This window comes from Nocardiopsis coralliicola, from assembly GCF_054779695.1.
Genome location: NZ_BAAGXT010000008.1, coordinates 25,404 through 45,846 on the forward strand (window position 1 = coordinate 25,404; position 20,443 = coordinate 45,846).

The following is a 20,443-nucleotide window of genomic DNA, read 5'->3' on the forward strand; positions in this document are numbered from 1 at the left end:
TTGCCGCGGGGCCCGGATGCGGGTTCGGCACCCCGGAAGCACAGCGCGCCGCCCCCGGTGGACGGGGACGGCGCGCCTCTCTGCTCAGCTGGGCGGTCAGGCGGCCCGGCGCCCGGGGTTGCCGCGCCCGGAGCCACCGCGGCCCGAAGAGCCGCGGCCGGAGCCGCCGCGCCCGGACTGCCGGCGGCCCGGCTGGCCCTGGCCGCCGCGGCCCTGCCCCTGGCCGCCCTGGCCCCGGCGGCGCCGCTGCGAGCCGGAGCGGGGCTCCTGCTGGGCCGGCGGCGCGATCTCGACCGGGGTTCCGGGCGGGGCCTGCGCGCCGGTGACCGCGTCGAACTCGGCCCCGTCGGCGCGCACGTCCTTCACCCGCACCGAGAGCTTGGCCGCGTCGAGCAGCCGCAGCATGTCGCGGCGCTGGTCGGACAGGAGCAGGGTGACCACGCTGCCCGCCGCGCCGGCCCGGGCCGTGCGGCCGCCGCGGTGCAGGTAGTCCTTGTGGTCCTGGGGCGGGTCGATGTTGACCACCAGGTCCAGGTCGGCGATGTCGATGCCGCGGGCAGCGACGTTGGTGGCGATCAGCGCGGTGACGTGCCCGTCCCGGAACCAGTCCAGCGTGCGGGTGCGCTGCGGCTGCGACTTGCCGCCGTGCAGCGCCGCGGCGCGCACGCCCTGGGACAGCATGTGCTTGACGATGCGGTCGGCGCCGCGCTTAGTGTCCACGAACATGATCACGCGGCCGGAGCGGGCGGCGATGCGGGTGGCGGCGGCGCGCTTGTCGCCGGCCTCCACCTGGAAGACGTAGTGGTCCATCTTCGTGACCGTGCCGGCCGTCGGGTCCACCGAGTGCACGACCGGGTCGTGCAGGTAGCGGCGGACGAGGCGGTCGACGTTGCGGTCCAGCGTCGCCGAGAACAGCATCCGCTGGCCGTGCGGCGGCATCCGGTCGATCAGCCGGGTGACCTGCGGCAGGAAGCCCATGTCGGTCATCTGGTCGGCCTCGTCCAGGACGGCGGTCTCCACCTGGTCGAGCCGGCAGTCGCCGCGCTCGAGCAGGTCCGCGAGACGGCCCGGAGTGGCGACGACGACCTCGGCGCCGCGGCGCAGCGCGCCGGCCTGGCGGCCGATCGACATGCCGCCGACGACGGTGGTGATGCGCATCCGCAGGGCGCGGGCGTAGGGCGTCAGCGTCTCGGTGACCTGCTGGGCGAGCTCGCGCGTGGGCACCAGAACGACGCCGAGCGGCTGCTGCGGCGCCGCAGTGCGCCCCTTCAGCCGCGCCAGCAGCGGCAGGCCGAAGGCGAGGGTCTTGCCGGACCCGGTGCGGCCGCGGCCGAGGACGTCCCGCCCGTTCAGCGAGTTCGGCAGCGTGGCCGCCTGGATCGGGAACGGGGCGGTGATGCCCAGCTCGGTGAGCGTGGCGCGCAGCTCCTGCGGCAGGTCCATCTCGGCGAAGGACTCGGCAGCGGGCAGTGGCGGGGTAATGGTTTCGGGGAGGGCGAACTCGCCGGACGGGCGCGGCTTGCTGCCTCCGCCCTTGCGGTTGCGCCCGGCGTCGCGCCCGGAGGGGCGGGGGCGGGACGGGCGGTTCGGCGCGCGTCCCGAGCGGTCGGCGGTTCGGCTCATTGCGGCCTTTCTCGGCGTGGAATGGGAGCGCCTCGGAGGGCCGCGGCGGCAGGAGCCGACCGCAGTGCGCCGCGTTCGAAAGCGGGGCAGCCGCGCCGGAGGCGCGCGGAGGTCCGGCCGGCGGGCGCCGCGCAGGGCGCGCCTGGTCCGGATCCGTCCGCGGGCGCCGTGGTCGAGAGCGGCGCCGGGGGGGATCAGCGGTGCGGCAGCAGCCGCACACGCAACACGGCGAGCTGTGGTCCGCACCCGGGGGCACGGGCCACAGCTCGCCGGCGTGTCAGTGTCAGACGGCGGTGATGTTCTCCGCCTGGAGGCCCTTCTGGCCCTGCGTGACGTCGAACTGCACCTTCTGGCCTTCGAGCAGCTCGCGGAAGCCGGTGGCGTTGATGTTCGAGTAGTGGGCGAACACGTCAGCGCCGCCGTCCTCCTGCTCGATGAAGCCGAAGCCCTTTTCCGCGTTGAACCACTTCACGGTGCCAGTCGCCAAAATACTATCTCCTTCGGGGCGTTACCCGAGGAACGCACTGTGCCCCCCTCGGGGCTGCCGAAATGATTGCCCGTCCGGAAGAAATACCGAAATACTCGAATACCGCTCCGCGGATGAGGACCCGCGGCGGCGGTGAAGTCTTGGGAACCACAACTGCAACCGGCACCGACGCTAGCACGGAAAAACCCCATGTCAAAGGGCATCTCGGCGCTGGGCTGCCGCCACACCAAATGCTGTCCGGGCCCCTCGGGGAATTCTCGCGCGGCCAAGAGAGGTTTTCTCTCGCCTGGAGTGGACGACCTGCCCCCGGCCCCGTCCTGCGGGCGTGTTTGGGCTGGACGCCCGTCCGCGCCCGCGGCCCCGCGCCCGGGTGCGCGATTTTGGTCACTCTGGGCGCCGGTGCGGCGAAACGCGGGGGTGCTCCGGTCCGCCGGCGGGCCGGAGCGGGGGCCGGCGGGACGGGCCCGCGGGCCCGCCCCGGTGCACCGGCGCCCTTTCGGCGGCCGCGGCCGAGCATTGCGCAGCGAAGCATTTGCGCGGACTTTCCGCTGCGTTCACCCGCGAATTCGCGTGCTCCAATCCGGCCCATCCGGGTAAGGCGGGGAAAGGCCGCCGGCGCATGCCGGCGGCACCGTGAAAGCAGGCGAAGGAGGGGGCGCCAGGGGAACCGGTGGAGGGGAGGGCCGGGGCGGCGGCCCGGCCTCTCTGATGGAGCGCGGAGACGCCGAGACGGAGCGGCTGATCTTCCGGGCCGCCTACCGCCGGCCGCCGATGCGGCGGCTCCCCGCCGGCGCCGGCATCGCCGAGGGGATGTCCGTGCCCGACCTCGGCTCCGGGGCCGGGGACGTGGCGCTCCTCGCCGCAGATGGCGGGGCCTACCGGCCGCGTGGTCGGCGTGGACGCGGACGCGGCCGTGCTGCGGACCGCGCGGGCCCGCGCCGAGGCCGCAGAGGCCGGCAACGTCGCAATCGTCGAGGGCGACTGCCGCACCGCGGACGTCGGTACCGGGGGAGGCCAACCGGCCGGAGGACTCGCTCATCGCCTACCCGTGCGCGGCATGCTGCCGATCCTGGAGAAGCAGCGCATCGCCACTGCGCCCGAACCCGACGCCGGCACCCTCGCGGACCGCCTGCCCGCCGAACTCGCCGCCGTCAACGGCGCGGCCGAGGTAGCCGACGCAATCGGCGCGCACACCTGCATCCCCGACTGACCGGCGCGCGCATTGGCGCCGTCTGCGCGGCCAGGCAGGTGACAGGGCGGTGCGGTCCGGTGGGCTGCAGTAGGCCGTACGGGCTACCGCCGCTCCGCTCGCTACGCGACACGGCGCTCGCCGGCTGCGGCGCTGTTCTCGCAGGGAAGCGATGGCGGCCATCCCCAAGCCGGGATGGCCGGGCAGGCTGGCGGCTGGGCAGGCATCGCGGCCTAGCCGTCGAGGAGGCGGCGGTAGTCCGCGCGCGGCGCCGCGCTCAGCTCGGCGTGCGCTGCAGCGGGCCGGCCGTCAGACTGCGGCGGCGTTCCCGCGCGGGGGCTCCAGGTCGGCGCCGGTGATGTCGGCGAGGGCCGTGTTGATTGCGTGTAGCGGCTCGGCCAGCTCGCGCAGTGCCGCGCGGAAGGCGTCGGCGTCCTGCCACGCGGTTTCGTGGTCGACCAGGGTGCGTCCGGTCGGGCGCTGCTCCTCAAGTGCGGCGAAACGCGGCCGCCAGCGGTCGAGGAACGGGCCGAGGACGTCGTCGGAGAGTGCGCGGGCGCGATCGCGGACTCGTTCCGCGAGGTCTCCGGTGCCCTGGGCGGCGGATTCCAGCGCGCCGCTGAGTTCGGCGCGCGTCTGCATTGCCGTCGCCTGGACACTCTCCAGGGAGGCGAACGCTTCGCTGAGGATGCCCTCGGCGTCGCGGAGCAGGCTGAGCCCGATGCGGGTGCTCAGCTCAACCTGCAGGGCGAACGCCGCGGTGCGCGCCTCCTCGGCGGGACCGCCGTGGGTCCGGCTGCCTTCGGTCATGCCGTTGCTCCCTCGCGTTCGTTGCGGCCTTCGCGCGGCCGCACAGGGGGGCGCCGTCACTGCGCCCGCTCCCAGACCCGGTTCAGCCCGCCGACCATGTCCGAATCCCGGCACCTGTATCTCACGGTACGGGTGACGAGCGGGTGCACGCCAAGCCTGCCCGCAGCAAGCCGGATAAAGGGAAGGTCGCCCAGTTCTGCCACCGTCCCTGCGGCGCCCCCGCGGGAACCAGGCTCCAGCAGGGACAGCGCACGCACCACTCGGTCGACCGGCGCCCACCCGCCCTCGACCCGCGACGCCCACACCACCGCCGCGCGGGCCGGCGCGCTGAGCGCTCCGATGCAATCGGCGAGGCCGTCCAGCACGGCCGAGTAGCGGGGAGCGAAGGAGAGCACGTCCTCGTCGGGGTCGTCCAAGCGCCTCTCCACGAGGGCATAGGCCAGGTCGGGCGGGTCGGCGGTCGTGAGCAGCCGGCGCGCCGCCGCCAGCGCCGCAGGGTGGCCGCCGACCTTGCGCACGATCAGGTCCGCCGACTCGTCCTGACCGGGCCGGCTGCCGACGACGGGCGGCGCGCCCTGCAGCAGCACCGGCCGCATGCCGTCCAGGTCGGGGAAGGCGATGTCGACGAGGGTCCCGGGGTCGTCGGCGCGGGAGACCGCTCCAGTGATGAGCGTCGACCCCCGCGGTTGCGGATTGCGGAACCGGCGCAGTGCCGCGTGGCCGTGTGGCGCGGGCAGGCCGTCGAGTACCCACAGCGACGGCGCGCCCGACCGGTCGATGCGCTCGGCCACCTCGGCTAGCTGCACCGCGGGATCCCCTCTGACCGCTTCGCCGATACCGAGCAGTTCGCACACCGTGGCGAGTCCGCGGGTGAACGCGTCCTCGGCCGGCTCCTCTGGCCGCTCACCCATCGAGAACCAGAAGATGCCGCCGGGATAGGACGCGCTGAACTGCAGGGCGTAGTCCTGGGCGAAGGCCGCCGCGGCCGCCCGGTCGAGCGAGCAGAGCCGCGCGGTCCCGCCCTCCCATGCTCCGGTGTGGTACGCCGCTGCGCCGGGCCGCAGAGCGCTGTGCGCCGCCCACAACTCGGCGCGGAACGGCTGCGCGGCAGTGCTGCCCACCGGTGGCGGGGGCGGGTACCAGGGGGTGGCAGCCGCCTCTGGGGGCGCGCCGATCGCGCCGCCGACCGAGCGCACCTGCTCCTCGATGGCCGCGGCAAGCGCGTCGAGCCGGCCCGAGTACTCGTAGAGCGACAGCGACCGCCGGTCGCGCAGCTCAGTGGGGTGGACGTGGTCGAACCCGGTGTGGGGATTGACGACGGCGATACGTCGGCAGGGGTCGCCCTCGCGCTGGCCGGCCACATAGGTGGCGGTCAGCTCGAAATTGCAGGACCGGCGGTAAAGGTAGCGTTCCGAGTAGAAGGCCAGCAAGAGTGTGGAGCGGGCGAGGTTCTCTGCGAGGCTGCGGCTGATGCTGGAGAAATCGCGGACATTGCTGCTGTCCACGAAAATGCGGAGGCCGCGCTCCCGGAGCGCACTGATGAGCGGCTCCGCCAGCCGGTAGTCAGCGCGCGGATAACTGAAGAAGACGTCCCAGTCAGCGTGTGCCAAACGTGCTCCTTCCGCTGCGGACGCCGGTGAAAGGATAGCCTCCGGCGTCACAGCGGCCGCAGGGGCAACGCGATTCCCCATAACGGATGTGCTCTTCTGCCCCGGGTGCGGCGATGTGTACCGTACTGTCGGTGGAAGAATCCGGTGCGGCAGCCGCCGCATTCCCCCGGTGTTCCGCCGGCCCGCGCCGATGCCGCTGCGAGGGCGACGCGACGGCGCGACCGGGTGCCTGCGCGGCTGCAGAAGGCCGCGACTGCTCGGCCGCGCGCGAAGGGAGACAAGGCGAGTGCCGAAGCCGAGCCAGGTGTCCGTGAAGCTCTCGATTCCGATGTTCGGCGAGATCAGCGGCGTGTGGGAGCCGGATGACGCTGAGCGCCGGGCCGCCTGGGAGCTCTATGTCGAGCTGATCACCCGCGTCACCGTCGTCGACCTGCGGCCGGACGAGGGCCTGATGCGCGAAGCGCTCGGCTCGGTCTACACCCTGTTCGGCAGCACTCGCGAGATCCTGCGCCGCTACGGCCCGGATGTGGCACTGCGCCGCCCCCGCGGGAAACTGTCCTTCGGCGCGATCTCGGTGGCGGTGCTGAACGGCGCGCTGCGCCCCTTCCTCGCCCGCTGGCACCCCGCGCTCACCTCCTATGAGGCCACGCTGCCGGAGGGCGGCGACCTGGTTGCACACGAGCGGGCGTGGGAGCACGCTGACGAGCTCCGCCGCGAGCTCGCCGAGGTCCGCACCGCGCTGACCGACCTCGCCCGCCTCCTCGCCGAGGTCGCCGGGGTCGCCGACTTCCACGGCATCGCCTCGCCTCACGACCCCGACGGCCGCACCTGACTCGGCAGCGTATCGGCCGCCCTGCCCGACGGGTCCGCTACCGCAATGGGATCTGCGTAGCACAAGCGTCGCCCCTGGGTGCGGGAAGCAGTACGCCGGCAGCGGGGGCAGAATGGCGGCATGCGGGTCGACGTGCTGGGGCCGCTGCGGGTGGCCGGCAGGGGCGGTGAAGTGCGGATCGGCGGGGCGCGGGTGCGCGCACTGCTGGTGCGGCTCGCCTTGGATGCGGGGCACCCCGTCGGCACAGCGGCCCTCACCGGCGACCTGTGGCCGGACTCCGAGCCCGCCCACCCGGACGCCGCCCTGCACTCCCTGGCATCCCGGCTGCGGAGGCTCCTGCCGGACCCGGCAGCGGTGCGGACCTCCCCCGGCGGCTACCTGCTGGACGTACCGGCCGACGCCGTGGACGCCCTGCGGTTCACCCGCCTGGCAATCGGCGGGCGCCGCGCGCTGGCCGCCGGCGACACCCGCGGCGCGGCCGAGTCCCTCGCCCAGGCGCTCGCGCTCTGGCGGGGCGACCCGCTGGCGGGCGCCGACCGGTACCCCTTTGCCGCGGCGGCCGCGGCGGCCCTGGAGTCCCGCCGTCTGGACGCCGTGGAGGACCGGGCGGAGGCGGACCTCGCCGGCGGCGGCCCGAGGTGGGGAGCAGCGGCCGAACTGGAGCGGCTCGCCGCCGCGAACCCCGTGCGCGAGCGGCTGCGGCTGATGCTGGTGCGCACGCTCGCCGCCGAAGGCCGCCAGAGCGAGGCGCTCGCCGCCTACGAGGAGTACCGCACCCTCCTCGCCGAGACGCTCGGCGCCGACCCCGGGCCCGACCTGCAGGCCCTCCACCTGCGCCTGCTCCGCGGCGCAGCGGAGCCCGGCCCCGCCGCGCAGCGCGGCGCCCCGCCGGCGCCGCTCACCGCGCTGATCGGGCGCGACAGAGAACTGCAGCAGCTGTCCGACCGGCTGCGCACGCACCGCCTGGTGACCCTGGTCGGGGCGGGCGGCGCAGGCAAGACCCGGATCGCCGTGCGTGCGGCCGCCGACGCCGAACGCGCCCGCTTCGCCGATCTCGGGCCGGTCGCCGACCCCGGCGACGTGCCGCACGCCGTGGCCGGTGCGCTCGGACTGCGCAGCTCCCCGGACGCCGCTGACCGGATCGCCGAAGCCCTCGCGCTGCGCCCGCCGCTGCTGGTGCTGGACTGCTGCGAACACGTCCTCGACGCCGCGGCGCACCTGGTTCAGGTGCTGCTGGAGCGCTGTCCGCAGCTGCGCATCCTCGCTTCGTCGCGGGAGCCGCTGAGCCTGAGCGGCGAAGCCGTCCTGCCGGTGCCGCCGCTCGACCCCGGTTCCGCGGCGCGCCTGTTCACCGAGCGGGCCCAGGGAGCCGACCCGGCCTTCGCCGCGGAGGCCGGCGCCGTGGCGCACATCTGCCGGCGCCTCGACGGCCTGCCGTTGGCGCTCGAACTCGCCGCCGCCCGAACGCGGTCCATGTCCGCAGAGATGCTCGCCGCGGGCCTGGACGACCGCTTCGCCCTTCTCGGCGATGCATCCCGCGGTTCGCCGCGCCGGCACCGGACGCTGCAGGCCGCCGTGGCGTGGAGCTGGGACCTCCTCTCCGACAGCGAGCGCGGCGCGGCCGAGCGGGCCGCCGTCTTCCCCGGCGGCTTCGCGGCGGACGCCGCGGAGCGCCTGGGCATCACCCGCCGCGACCTCCTCGCCCTCACCGCCAAGTCGCTCATCGACCGCGACGGGGACCGCTACCGGATGCTCGACACCGTCCGCGCCTACGGCAGAGAGCGCCTCTCCGAGCGGGGCGAGCTGCAGGCCGCGCTCGCGGAGCACGCCGCCTGCTACCGGGAGCTCGCCGAAAGAGCCGCCCCCCACCTGCGCGGCGCGGAGCAGCTGGGCTGGCTCGAGGTACTGGACGCCGAGCGTGTCCACCTGGTCGCCGCGCTCCGGTTCACGTCCGATGCGGGCGAGGCGGAGGCCGCGCTGCGGCTCGGCGCCGCCCTCGGCCTCTACTGGGCGATCCGGGGAGAGCACGCCGAAGCGGTGCGCCTGCTGAGCGGGGTCCTGCGGGCGGCCAGAGGCGCGCAGCCGGCAGCAGAGGGGCTGCGCGTGCGCGCGGCGGCGGCCTACCTCCTCAACGCCGCGCTGGCGGGAACCCTCGACGGAGCCGCCGCCGACGCCGCCCCGCTGCCCGAGGCGGGCGGCCCCGCAGGCGCCTTCGTCCGCGCGGTCGCGGCACTGGCGGCGGGCGCGCCCGGCATCGGCGCCGCCGAGCTGGGTCCGCACCTCGGATCCCCCGACCCGTGGACCGACGCGGTCCTCTTGCTGGCCCGCTCCCTGCTGCATGATGCGGCGGGCCGGCCGGAGCGCAGCCGCGCCGACATGGAACAGGCCGCGAAGGGCTTCCGCGCGGCCGGCGAGCGCTGGGGGCTCGCGCTCGCGCTGACAGCCGCCGCCGCGGACCGGGCCGCCGCGGGCCAGGCCGGTGCGGCCGGCGCCCTGCTGGCCGAGGCCGAACCCGCGGCGCGCGCGCTCGGCGCAGCCGAGGGCGCGCTCGTCTGGCAGGCCATGGTCCGCATCGACATCGGCGACACCGCCGCGGCACAGGCCGTCCTCGAGGAGGTCGCCGCCACCGCCGAGGAGGCCCGCCACGGAGCCGCAGCCAGGATCTGCCTGGCCGACCTCGCGCGGCAGGCGGGCCGCACCGCCGAGGCGCGGGAGCACCTGGAGCTGGCTCCGCGCTGCGCCGACCAGTCGGTGGGTGCGCTGCGCGCGGCCGCGGAAGGCCGCCTCGCGGCGGCCAGCCGCAGCCCCGAGGCGGCCCGGTGCCATTTCACCGACGCGCTCGCCCGCGCCTCCGCGATCGCCGACACGCCGCTGCTGGCCAGCGCCGCCGTCGGTATCGCCGACCTGCTGAACCAGCAGGGAGCTGCCCGCTCTGCCGCGGAGGTGCTGGGTGCGGCCGACGCAGTGCGCGGCGGGCCCAACCCGCACCATCCCGACGTTGCCCGGGTCGCCGCCGTGCTGCTGACCCACCGCGCCGCCTACGAGCAGGGCCGCGCCCTGGCACCCGACCGGGCCCTCGAAATGATCCGCGCCCGCTAGGGCGTGCTGGGTGGACACCTGCCCTGCTGCGCGACGAGCGCCCCCCACCCTCACGCCCTCGGGCCGATGCGCGGCACGCCCTGGACCGGCCCCGCGGCCTGCGCCAGGGCGCCGGCCGCTACCGGGCGCGGGCTGCCTCCTTCTGCTGCCGCCGCTGGAAGTCGGCCCGGCACCCCTTGCAGCAGAAGGCGTACAGCGTGCCGTCCAGGGTGAGCGTGGGGGAGTCGCCGTCCAGCGGGACCAGCATTCCGCAGATCGGGTCTTTCAGTGCCCTGCCCTGCTCGGCGTCCTCCGCGAAGGGCTGGTTCATCAGGTCCACGACCCCCTGCGAGGTGGTGGGCTGGCCGTGCAGGCCCAGGCTGCCTTCGGTGATGCCCACGACGTGCACCTGCACGAGCGGCTCCCGGTAGGCGGCCTCCCCCAGCCCGGACTCCTCAGCGAGGATCCGGGTCGCGGTCGTGATCAGCGTCGCGCTCAGATCCTTCCGCCAGGGCGCCGGCAGCGCGATACGCACGGCGAAGCGGGGCCGGTCGTCCGCGGCGAGTGCGTCCTCGCTGACCACCCAGACCGGGCACTCGTGCACCACCACCTGGAACAGGGAGCCGAACACCTGCGCGAGGGCGGGCGCGATCTCCTCGGCCTCTCCCGGGTCGGAGTCGAGCTCCTGGAGTGAACCCAGGCGGACGGCCGTGCGCCGGAGCCGCTCCGGCGCGAGCGCCCCTGCGGGCGCGAACAGTTCGATGAATATCATCGGCGGTCACCTCCGCCCCCGACGCTGCCCGGAGCGCCTGCCAAATCCCTGTCAGACGCCTGCGGCGGCCGCGTGCCGGTGTCCCGGGGCGGGCGGTTGCGCGACGGCTGAGAGAGCGGCGGTACCGCCCGGACCAGCCCCATCGGCCCTCCCCGGCCGGGGAAGAGCGCGTGCGGCCGAGGCTGCCGCTGCGCCGGTTTCCTGCCGGAGTCGACCGGGGCTCCCGCGCTGGAGCGCAGGCCGGCCGTCAGGCTGCGGCGGCGCCTGCCGGCGGGGCCGCCGAATTCCATGGCGCTGCGTCCGCAGGGGGCGATCGGTGCGACGTCCCGCCCAGCGGCGGCACCGGCGGCTGATCCAGGACCGTCAGGGCCCTGCGCTGGATTCAGCCGGGCGCCCGCTCCAGCAACGGTCTACGGCGCCGCCACGCCGTTGCGGTAGGCCCAGACGACGGTCTGCAGCCGGTCCCGGGCGCCGACCTTGGTCATGACCCGCCCCAGGTGCGACTTGACGGTGCTGGCCTCGATGACCAGGGTCTCGGCGATCTCGACGTTGGACATCCCCTGCGAGAGCAGGCGCACGATGTCGGTCTCGCGGCCGGTCAGCAGGGCGCGGGCGCCGCTGTCCGAGCGGGCGGGCGTGCGCCGGGCGAACTCCGCGATGACCCGGCGGGTCACGGCCTGGTCGACCAGGGCGTAGCCGGAGGCGAGCTGCCGCACCGCCGCGACCACCTCCTCGGGGGCGGAGTCCTTGAGGATGAACCCGCTCGCTCCGGCTTCCAGCGCACCGAAGACGTACTCGTCCGTGTCGAAGGTCGTCACGACGAGTACGGCGGGAGGAGCGCCGGAGGAGCGCTCAAGGATCGCGCGGGTGGCGGTGAGCCCGTCGCCGCCGGGCATGCGCACATCCATGCACACCACGTCCGGCTGGACGCGCTCCACCAGGTCGATCGCGCTCCGGCCGTCGCTGCATTCCCCGACCACGGTGATATCGCCGGCGGATTCGAGGATGACCCGGAATCCCGCGCGGACCACGAACTGGTCATCCACCAGGGCGACCTTGATCATGGGGGGCGTCCTCCGCTGTCGCGCGATCGGCCCCGTCGGCCGAGAGGTTCCGCGCGCAGGGAAGTGTAATGCGAACGCGCCATCCCCCCGAATCCGTCGGTCCGCACTCCAGCGCGGCGCCGATCAAATCGGCCCGCTCCCGCATTCCGATGAGCCCGAGGCCGCGCAGTTCGCGGCCGGAATCGGCGCGTTCGCTCCCGGGCCCGTTCTCGATCTGCAGCATTGTTGCGGACGGCTGGTAATCGAGATCGATTCGGACCGGTGCCCCCGCCGCGTGGTCGCGCGCGTTGGCCAGCGCTTCCTGCGCGACGCGGTAAAAGGCCGAATCCGCCACCGGCGGCAGCGCCCGCGGAGGGCCGCCGCGGTCGAATCCGACCGCCGCGCCGGACTCCCGCTCCCGCGCCACCAGCGCGTCCAGGGCGTCGACCCCGGGGACCGGTGTGCCGCTCGTCCCCGCACCGGTATCCCCGTCCTCGCCGGCGGTGTCGTGCGGGCTTCCCGGCTCCCGCAGGGTGCCGACCATCATCCGCAGGTTGACCAGTGTCTCCCGGCCCTGGGCGCGGACCCAGGCGACCATCTGCCGGGCGGCCTGGTCGTCCCGGCCGATCAGCTGCTCGGCGGCGCCGGTCTGGACCACCATCCCGGAGAGGTGGTGCGCCGCGATGTCGTGCAGCTCCCGCGCCATCCGGGTGCGCTCGCCCCGGATCGCGCCGCGGACCCGCTCCCGCTGCGCGTCGGCGGCCCTGCGCTCTTCCAGCAGCGCGAGGCGCCGCCGGGCCGCCAGGTCGCTGCCGATGAGTCCGGGAAGGCCGAAGGCGAGGGCGGCGGAGACGGCGGCGGTCGCGGCGCCGGTCCAGGGGCCGCCCAGGTATTCGGCGGCCGGTGCGAGCCCGGCCAGCGGCGGCAGCGCGGAGACGGCGCCGCACAGGGCCAGGCCGGCCGTGACCGCCGCCAGGTAGGGCCACAGCTTCCGCAGCGGAAGGGAACCGCCCGCGGTGTATCCGGCGACGAAGCAGGCCAGCCCGAACAGGGTGGCGTCGGCGGGGATCAGCACGATGATTCCGCCCTGCCCCGCAGCGACCGCCGCGAGGCAGAGCAGCGGCGCCTTCCTGCGCCCGTACAGCGCCGCCGACTGCAGGACCAGGAGAAGGGCGATCGCACCCACGCCGGCCGGCGCGAACGGGGTCCCCGCTGCTGCGGCCATGTAGTCGACCGAGGCCAGCAGGGCGCACGAGGCCGCCGCCACGAGGACGCAGAGGAGGCCGTCGCGCGCCAGCAGGGCCCGCACTCCGCGCAGCGGCACCGTCCCTTCGCCCGGCGGGCCGTCCGGGGCGGTGCCGCGGGCGCGGACGGATGCTGCGCTGCTGCCCGATCCGCGCTGTTCTGCCGATCCGTCGCGTGCCATAGTGCGCCTGCTTTGCCTGGGGGACGGGGGTGGGAGCGGGCGGTGCCGTCCACCGGCCAGGAGAGCGGCCGGTGGACGGCACCGCCGTCACGGAGGGGTCAGAATGACACGCTTCCGGTGACCATCCCGAACACGAGGGCGATCCAGCCGGCCCCGAGAAGGGCGGTGAGGACGAGCGCACTGCCGGCGTAGCGCAGCCAGCCTGCGCGGTTCCGGATGTCGTGGTAGAGGACGAAGCCGGCCGGGATGAACCCCAGCACGCCCAGCCCCTGCACCACCTGGAACACCCGCAGCAGGCCGAAGGGGACCTCCACGAAGCTCATCGCCATGGTCATGGCGAGGATCCAGCCGCCGAAGGCGAGCAGGGTCGCAGCAACGGCGGACCGCGTCAGCACCCGCGCCCACCGGCCGTCCTTGGGGCGGCGGGGCAGCTTCAGCCGCCAGCGGGTGACGGCGCTGACCGGCCAGGAGACGAGGGCGAGCAGCAGGACCAGCACCGACGCGCCGGCGATGGGGATCGCCACCGCTCCCTGCGTCTCCGGGTCCACCGGCAGCAGCGAGAACGCGGTGGTCCCGATCGCCCGGACCTCGCCGTCGACGACGTCGGCCGCCAGCGTGCGGTGGCCGTCGATTTCGCGCCACAGCCACGGCTCCACCTCCACGTACTCGGTCAGCTTCCCGGTCTCCGGACTGGTCAGGGTGATCGTCCCGTCCTCCGTGGCGGAGATCTCGGTCTCCTCCAGCGCGTAGGCGACGGCGACGAAGTTGCTGCGGATCGCCCGCGAGGTCGCGTAGGTCCCCTGCAGCGCGGCCGCGTGCTCGGCGGCCGTCGGCTCGGGCGAAGGAGCGGCGCTTTCGCCCTGCCCGCCCGGGAAGTAGCGGTCGGCGAAGGCGTCCGTGAGCGCAACGCGGACGTGATGGCTGATGGCTTCGGCGTTTCCGCTGCTGTTCAGGGTGACGAAGATCCCCGCGTTCTGCTCCGGGTAGATGTTCATCTGGGAATGGAAGAGGTTGGTGTCACCGCCGTGGCTGACCACCCGGTGCCCGTTGCGTTCTTCGAGGAAGAACCCGAGGCCCATCTGCCCGCCGGCCGCGAGGCCGCCCAGGCTCTCTTCGCCCAGCCCCGGCTGGTGCATCTCCGCGATCGTCTCCGGCTGCAGGATTCCGGCGCCCCTGGACGATTCCATGTGCACCTGCATGAACCGCGCCATGTCGGTGGCGGAGGACGTCAGTGCGCCGGCGGGGGCGTCCGAAACGTTCTCGAACTGCTCGACCGGCGGCTGCTCGTCGCTGGGGTAGGCCTGGGAGAGGCGGTTCTGCAGGCCTTCCGGCAGCGGCTGCTGCATGGTGGAGGAGTCCATGCCGGCCGGTGCGAGGACCTCCTTCTCAACCAGGTCGTCGAACGGCACGCCGGACACCTGCTCGGCGATGTACCCGGCCAGCGCGATGCCGTAGTTGGAGTAGGCGGGCGTCGTCCCGGGCCGGTAGAGCTGCGCGGGCGCGTCCTCGGCCACCGCCGTGCGCAGTTCCATCCCTTCGGGGGGCATCGCGTTCGCGATCCGCTCTTCGAACCCGCCCGTGTGGGTGAGCAGGTGGCGCAGGGTCAGATCCTCGTCGAAGGCGCGGTCCACCTCGAAGTCGAGGTACTCGTCGACGTCGGTGTCCAGGTCCAGCTTGCCGTCTTCGACCAGCGTCATCACCGCGGTCGCCGTGAACACCTTGCTGATCGAGGCGACCCGGAAGAGGGTCTCCTCCGGATCGACCGGCTCCCGCTCCGCGAGGTCGGAGTAGCCGTATCCGCGGGTGGTGAGGAGTTCGCCCTCGCTGACGACGCTGACGGACGCACCCGCGATCCCGGAGTTCTCGAGGGCGCTCGGGAGCATGCCGTCGAGCCAGGCGCTGACGTCGGCCTCGGTGAGTTCCGCGGTCGCGTCCTCCGGGGCGCTGACCGTCGGTGCGGCGATGGGAGCGGAGGCGCCGCCCCCGCATCCGGAGACGAGGACCGCGAGGGCACCCGCGGCGGCGAACGCCGCCCAGCGGCGCCGAACGGGCGGCGGCTGCCGGGAGGGGAGGGGGTCGTTGCTGGTCACGGAGGGCTCCTGGGGTCGGGGGCGCCGGTTCGGCCACGGCGCCCGGTCGGAGACTCCAGCCTGTCCGTGCAGGGGCTCCGGCATCTTCTCGCCCGAGTCGGCACTTGGCGTGCGACTTAAGGAGGAACCCGGGTCCGCCGCGTGAGGGCAGCCCCGCGGAGTGGACCGCGCCCGGTGCACTTGCAGTACCACCGGCGCCGAAACGGCCGCCACAGCGGGTGAACACCGGGTGTCCACTTTCCTGGTGAAATTGGCTAATGTTTAGTTCGGTGATATTCGGACCTAATTTGGGCCCATAGAGAGCCATTGACTCCGTTTGATCCTGATTGGCGGCGCGAAGGGGATTCCGCAGGTCGGAATCGGAGGTGATTTCGCAGTTCGGCGCGGCGTTCCGGCCCTGCGGAGCGATGCCTGGTATTTCTGTCTCTGTGGCGATACATCACGTGTACCGTCGGTCCGAAAACGGGGCGAAAAGCGACGCGAGTCGCGGCGCTCGTCATCGTCTGGTGGCTTTTCGTTGGCCGATGCCTTGGGTCGTGTTCAGTCCGTTCCACAAAGGTGGCTCTCCGCCGGCCCGTCCGGTCGGCGCCATCGTCCGATGGATTCCGGTCCCCCGAGACAACGGAGAGCGCTGCATGTTCCCGAGACTTCCGCGGCCCGCCCGCAGGGCGCGCCCGCCCATCCGTGCCGCGGCAGCCGTTCCGCTGGCCGTCGTCACCGCCCTTCCGCTGCTGGCCGCTGCACCGCCCGCGTCCGCCGACCCCGGCCGGCAGGCGGACGGCGCCTACCGCGGCGAGGTGGAGGTCGTCCCCGCCGGAGACGGTTCCGCCGCCGGCGAGACCGTGTCCGGCCGGGTGTTCGTCGACGCCGACCGGGACAGCTCCAGCGACGGCGAGAAAGGGCTCGCCGACGTCGCCGTCACCAACGGCCGCGATGTGGTGCGCACCGACGGCGAGGGCCGCTACGAGCTGCCCGCATTCGACAACATGACCGTGTCGATGACCCAGCCGGCGGGCTACCAGGTGCCGCTGGACGAGAACAACATCGCGCAGTTCCACTACAACCACCTGCCCGAGGGCTCCCCGGAGCTGGAGCACGGCGGGATCGAGCCCACCGGCCCGCTGCCGGCGGAGGTCAACTTCCCGGTGGCGGAGAGCGACCTGACTGCAGCCGAGGAGCAGAGCTGCATCATCGCCGGCGACCTGCAGACCACCGACTCCGAAGAGATCGAGTACGCGCGCGCCGGCGCTATCGGCGACCTCGCCCAGCGCGACGACTACGCCGGCTGCGGCACGCTCTTCGTCGGCGACGTCGCCAACGACGACCTCTCGCTCTACCCGGAGATCAAGGAGCTGGTCGGGGAGACCAACGGCCCGGTCCGCTTCCTTCCGGGCAACCACGACCTGGACCTCGACTCCACCGATCCCGAGCACAGCACGGACACGTTCCGCGCCCAGCTGGCGCCGGAGTACTACTCCTACGACGTCGGCAACATGCACTACGTCGCGCTGAACACGGTGGAGTACCCGTGCGCTCCGCACGAGGACAGTCCGGACGGCATCGCCGAGCACTGCTCCGACGCCGAGGGCTCGCCCGCCTACAACGGGCGCCTCGACGAGGACCAGCTGAAGTGGCTGGAGCAGGACCTGGCTGCCGTCGGGGAGGACAAGCTCGTCGTCCTCGCCGGGCACATCGGCCTGGTCAACTACGCCGACCAGAGTGAGCCGGTGCACCAGGTGGACCAGGTGAAGGAGATCCACGCGATGCTCGAGGGCCGCGAGGCCGTCGCGGTGTCCGGGCACAGCCACAGCATCGAGAACATGGCGGCGGGCGACGACGCGCAGGGCTGGCGCGACCTGCTCGGTGTCGAAGGCCTGCCGTTCCCGCACATCACCGCCGGCGCGATCTCCGGCGACTGGTACTCCGGCCAGGTCGGCGACGGCGGCTATCCGACCGCCGTCGGGCGCGACGGCGGCCGCCCCGGTGTCGTCACGCTGGACGTGAGCGGCAGCGAGTTCCGAGAGCGCTACACCGTCACCGGCGAGCCGGACGAGGTGCAGACGCAGCTGGGCATCAACAGCCCCGCCTACCGCGACTGGTACGCGGAGTGGAGCGGGAAGCCCGGTGAGGCACCCGAGTTCGCGGACCCGCTGGTCGTCAGCGAAGACGACCTCGCGGGCGGCACCTGGCTGACCACCAACGCCTTCTTCGGCTCCACCGGAGCCCAGGTCGAGGTGGCCGTCGACGGCGCCTCCGCCACGACCGAGCGCACGCAGCAGATGCAGGGCGAAGCCGCCAACGTGGGCGCCGAGTGGTCCGACCCCGCCGCGGTGCAGGAGCAGCTCGTGCACGGCGGCAGCCTCGCCGACCGGGCGATGCACCTCTGGCGCACCGAACTGCCGTCCGGCCTGGAGCCGGGCGCGCACACGGCCGACGTGACGGTGACCGACGCCCACGGGCGCGAGTTCACCGACAGCCTCGACTTCGAGGTGGTCGCGGAGCGCTAGGGCGCGGACCGCCGAAGGGCCGCCGCCCAGCCAGGGCGGCGGCCCCTCGCGACTCCGGTCTCCGCCGGCGCACAGCCCTGACCTGGCGGGAGATCCGGAGCTGCGGACACCGGGGCGGCATCATCGGCATGGCTCCAAGAATTGAACCACTCAAGAAAACATGCTTAACTGGGCCCATGCACCCGACCGACGCCGAAGCCGCCCTCCGGGGCGCTTCGCTCCGTGTGACCGGGCCAAGGGTTGCGGTGCTGGAGGCCCTCGGGGACCATCCGCACTCCGATGCCGCCACCGTTCTCCGCCTGGCCCGCTCCCGGCTCGGCGCCGTCTCCACCCAAGCGGTGTACGACGTGCTCAGAGCCCTCACGGACGTGGGGCTGCTGCGACGGATCGAACCTGAAGGCTCATCCGCGCGCTACGAGCGCCGTGTCGGCGACAACCACCACCACGTGATCTGCCGCAGCTGCGGCGCGATCGCGGACGTGGACTGCGCGACCGGCTCGGCGCCGTGCCTTGAGGCATCGAACAACCACGGCTACGCCATCGATGAGGTCGAGGTCGTCTACTGGGGCGTGTGCCCCCAGTGCCGCACGCCCTGACACGGCGGCGCCGTTGACGGTGCTGAACGCCTTCTCCCAAGGAACAGGAACACATGTCGCACGACAACACCAATCCGCTCACCACAGCGAACGGCGCCCCCGTCGCCGACAACCAGAACAGCCTCACCGCCGGTCCGCGCGGCCCGATGCTTCTGCAGGACCTGTGGTTCCTTGAGAAGCTGGCGCACTTCGACCGCGAGGTCATCCCCGAGCGCCGCATGCACGCCAAGGGCTCCGGCGCCTGGGGCACCTTCCGGGTCACCCAGGACATCACCCGCTACTCCAAGGCGGCGCTGTTCTCCGAGGTCGGCAAGGAAACCGAGATGTTCGCCCGGTTCTCCACCGTCGCCGGCGAGCGCGGCGCGGCCGACGCCGAGCGCGACATCCGCGGCTTCGCCCTCCGCTTCTTCACCGAAGAGGGCAACTGGGACATCGTCGGCAACAACACCCCGGTCTTCTTCTTCCGGGACCCGCTGAAGTTCCCCGACCTGAACCGCGCCGTAAAGCGGGACCCGCGCACCAACATGCGCTCGGCCGAGAACAACTGGGACTTCTGGACCAACCTCCCCGAGGCGCTGCACCAGGTCACCATCGTCATGTCGGACCGCGGCATCCCGGCCAGCTACCGGCACATGCACGGCTTCGGCTCGCACACCTTCTCGTTCGTCAACGCCGAGAACGAGCGCTTCTGGGTCAAGTTCCACTTCCGCACCCAGCAGGGCATCGAGAACCTCACCGACGACGAGTCCGCCAAGGTCATCGCGGACGACCGCGAGTCGGCCCAGCGCGACCTCTTCGACGCCATCGAGCGCGGCGAGAACCCGAAGTGGACCTTCTACATCCAGGTCATGCCGGAGGCGGACGCGGAGAACTACCGCTTCCACCCCTTCGACCTGACCAAGGTCTGGTCCAAGAAGGACTACCCGCTCATCGAGGTCGGCGAGTTCGAGCTCAACCGGAACCCGGAGAACTACTTCGCCGACGTCGAGCAGGCCGCCTTCACCCCGGCGAACCTGGTGCCCGGCGTGGGCGTCTCCCCGGACCGCATGCTCCAGGGCCGCCTGTTCTCCTACGGTGACGCCGCCCGCTACCGCCTGGGCGTCAACCACCACCAGATCCCGGTGAACTACCCGCGCGGCGCCGCGATGGTGAACACCTACCACCGCGACGGCACCATGCGGGTGGACGGCAACCAGGGCGGCGTCCCCGGCATCGAGCCGAACTCCTACGGCCGCTGGAAGGAGCAGCCGGCCTACGCGGAGCCCGCTCTGGGCATCGGCGGCACCGCCGACCGGTTCGACTACCGCGAGGACGACGACAACTACTTCCAGCAGCCCGGCGACCTCTTCCGCCAGATGAACGCCGAGGAGCAGCAGCGCCTGTTCGCCAACACCGCGCGGGCGATCGACGGCGCCTCCGACGCCACGATCGAGCGCCACATCGCCAACTGCACCAAGGCCGACCCGGCCTACGGCGAGGGCGTCCGCAAGGCGGTCGAGGCCAACAAGGCCGGCACCCTGTAGCGGCGCATCCCTGCAGGCGCCTCCGGAGGCCGCGCCTCGGCGGAAGGCCGGCACCCCGCGGCACCGTGCGCGTCCCGCGGGCAGCCTGAGCCGGCGGCCTGCACACGCAGCGGGCCGGCGCGGTCGAACCGACCGCGCCGGCCCGCTGCAGTTGTCCGCCCTGCCCTGCGGCCTAGCCCTCTTCGGGTAGCAGCCCGGTGCGGCCGAACATCTCGGCGGCGGCCCGTGCGCTGGGCGTGCCGGCATCCAGGTCGGCGCCTGCCGCGACGAGGGCGGCGACGACCTCGTCCTCGCCCTTGAACAGCGCACCGGCAACCGGCGACTGGTCGCGGTCGTTGCGGAGGTCGACATCCGCGCCGCGGGCGATCAGCGCCGCGACCGTCTCGGCCCGGCCGTGGTAGGCCGCGAGCATCAGCAGGCTGTTGCCGTCGCCGTCGCGGGAGTCCGCGGGCAACCCGTGGTCCAGGAACTCCGCCAGTTCCCCGGTCTGCCCGTTCCGGGCGAGGTCCATCGCGATGGTGACGACGCGTTCGGTCTGTTCAGGGGTAAGGCCGCTCATTCCTCCAGGCTAGGTCTTGTTGGGCGGAATCCGGGGCCGCCGCGGGCGGCGCGGCCGAGGAGTCCGCTGCTCACCCCGCTGGAGGAGCGCCGGCCCGGCGTCCGCTTTCTCCCGGTACGGATGGGTGCGAACCAACCCGCTCATCCGCGCGTCCTATGTGTGTGCAGTGCACCTGAGTGCCCGGCGCTCCGGGTGGCGGGCCGAGTGGTCCGGGCCGTCCGCGCCGGTGCGGGGTGTGCACAGCGGAGCGGCGCGCCCGGAGTGCCGTCCGTTTCCCGCAGGGGAGCGGAGTGTGTCG

Annotated in this window: 15 protein-coding genes; 6 read left to right on the forward strand and 9 right to left on the reverse strand. The window is 73.4% G+C overall.

What is annotated here, in order from left to right; genetic code table 11:
• Window positions 1-96: 96 nt before the first annotated feature.
• Complete coding sequence (locus ACYVGT_RS08330; RefSeq protein WP_460855876.1) at window positions 97-1,623, reverse strand: DEAD/DEAH box helicase; 1,527 nt, start codon at window positions 1,621-1,623, stop codon at window positions 97-99.
• A 283-nt stretch (window positions 1,624-1,906) separates the two neighbouring features.
• A complete protein-coding gene (locus ACYVGT_RS08335) occupies window positions 1,907-2,110 on the reverse strand; it encodes a cold-shock protein (RefSeq protein WP_460855877.1) in 204 nt (67 codons plus the stop codon).
• An 865-nt stretch (window positions 2,111-2,975) separates the two neighbouring features.
• On the opposite strand from ACYVGT_RS08335, the gene ACYVGT_RS08340 reads away from it, so the two are divergent.
• Entirely contained in the window at window positions 2,976-3,320 is a 345-nt protein-coding gene (locus tag ACYVGT_RS08340) for a hypothetical protein (protein WP_460855878.1), read from the forward strand.
• A gap of 288 nt (window positions 3,321-3,608) precedes the next feature.
• On the opposite strand, the gene ACYVGT_RS08345 is transcribed toward ACYVGT_RS08340, so the two are convergent.
• Both ACYVGT_RS08345 and ACYVGT_RS08350 read right to left on the reverse strand, forming a co-directional pair.
• Window positions 3,609-4,109: a hypothetical protein gene (locus ACYVGT_RS08345; RefSeq protein ID WP_460855879.1), complete on the reverse strand. Its 501-nt coding sequence runs from the start codon at window positions 4,107-4,109 to the stop codon at window positions 3,609-3,611.
• 56 nt (window positions 4,110-4,165) lie between these two features.
• Window positions 4,166-5,719, reverse strand: a complete 1,554-nt coding sequence (locus tag ACYVGT_RS08350; RefSeq protein WP_460855880.1) for a toll/interleukin-1 receptor domain-containing protein — start codon at window positions 5,717-5,719, stop codon at window positions 4,166-4,168.
• A 286-nt stretch (window positions 5,720-6,005) separates the two neighbouring features.
• On the opposite strand from ACYVGT_RS08350, the gene ACYVGT_RS08355 reads away from it, so the two are divergent.
• Entirely contained in the window at window positions 6,006-6,551 is a 546-nt protein-coding gene (locus tag ACYVGT_RS08355) for a hypothetical protein (RefSeq protein WP_460855881.1), read from the forward strand.
• Between the two features lie 120 nt (window positions 6,552-6,671).
• Window positions 6,672-9,650, forward strand: a complete 2,979-nt coding sequence (locus ACYVGT_RS08360) for a BTAD domain-containing putative transcriptional regulator (RefSeq protein WP_460855882.1) — start codon at window positions 6,672-6,674, stop codon at window positions 9,648-9,650.
• A gap of 118 nt (window positions 9,651-9,768) precedes the next feature.
• Here ACYVGT_RS08360 and ACYVGT_RS08365 read toward each other — a convergent pair whose 3' ends face one another.
• The 4 genes from ACYVGT_RS08365 to ACYVGT_RS08380 form a co-directional block, all read right to left on the reverse strand.
• Complete coding sequence (locus ACYVGT_RS08365; RefSeq protein ID WP_460855883.1) at window positions 9,769-10,401, reverse strand: YHS domain protein; 633 nt, start codon at window positions 10,399-10,401, stop codon at window positions 9,769-9,771.
• A 410-nt stretch (window positions 10,402-10,811) separates the two neighbouring features.
• Window positions 10,812-11,465 carry a response regulator gene (locus tag ACYVGT_RS08370; RefSeq protein WP_460855884.1) on the reverse strand — a complete coding sequence of 218 codons (654 nt, stop codon included), beginning with the start codon at window positions 11,463-11,465 and terminating at the stop codon, window positions 10,812-10,814.
• Window positions 11,440-12,870, reverse strand: coding sequence for a sensor histidine kinase (locus ACYVGT_RS08375; protein ID WP_460855885.1), 1,431 nt, complete (start codon window positions 12,868-12,870; stop codon window positions 11,440-11,442). The genes ACYVGT_RS08370 and ACYVGT_RS08375 overlap by 26 nt, the downstream gene beginning before the upstream one ends.
• A 98-nt stretch (window positions 12,871-12,968) precedes the next feature.
• Window positions 12,969-14,960, reverse strand: coding sequence for a serine hydrolase domain-containing protein (locus ACYVGT_RS08380; protein WP_460855886.1), 1,992 nt, complete (start codon window positions 14,958-14,960; stop codon window positions 12,969-12,971).
• 635 nt (window positions 14,961-15,595) lie between these two features.
• On the opposite strand from ACYVGT_RS08380, the gene ACYVGT_RS08385 reads away from it, so the two are divergent.
• The 3 genes from ACYVGT_RS08385 to ACYVGT_RS08395 all read left to right on the forward strand — a co-directional run bounded on the left by ACYVGT_RS08385 (window position 15,596) and on the right by ACYVGT_RS08395 (window position 19,586).
• Complete coding sequence (locus tag ACYVGT_RS08385) at window positions 15,596-17,467, forward strand: calcineurin-like phosphoesterase C-terminal domain-containing protein (RefSeq protein ID WP_460855887.1); 1,872 nt, start codon at window positions 15,596-15,598, stop codon at window positions 17,465-17,467.
• Window positions 17,468-17,643: 176 nt separating this feature from the next.
• A complete protein-coding gene (locus ACYVGT_RS08390; RefSeq protein WP_460855888.1) occupies window positions 17,644-18,063 on the forward strand; it encodes a Fur family transcriptional regulator in 420 nt (139 codons plus the stop codon).
• A 53-nt stretch (window positions 18,064-18,116) separates the two neighbouring features.
• Window positions 18,117-19,586, forward strand: coding sequence for a catalase (locus ACYVGT_RS08395; protein ID WP_460855889.1), 1,470 nt, complete (start codon window positions 18,117-18,119; stop codon window positions 19,584-19,586).
• 172 nt (window positions 19,587-19,758) lie between these two features.
• Here ACYVGT_RS08395 and ACYVGT_RS08400 read toward each other — a convergent pair whose 3' ends face one another.
• Window positions 19,759-20,145 carry an ankyrin repeat domain-containing protein gene (locus ACYVGT_RS08400; protein WP_460855890.1) on the reverse strand — a complete coding sequence of 129 codons (387 nt, stop codon included), beginning with the start codon at window positions 20,143-20,145 and terminating at the stop codon, window positions 19,759-19,761.
• Between the last annotated feature and the right edge of the window lie 298 nt (window positions 20,146-20,443).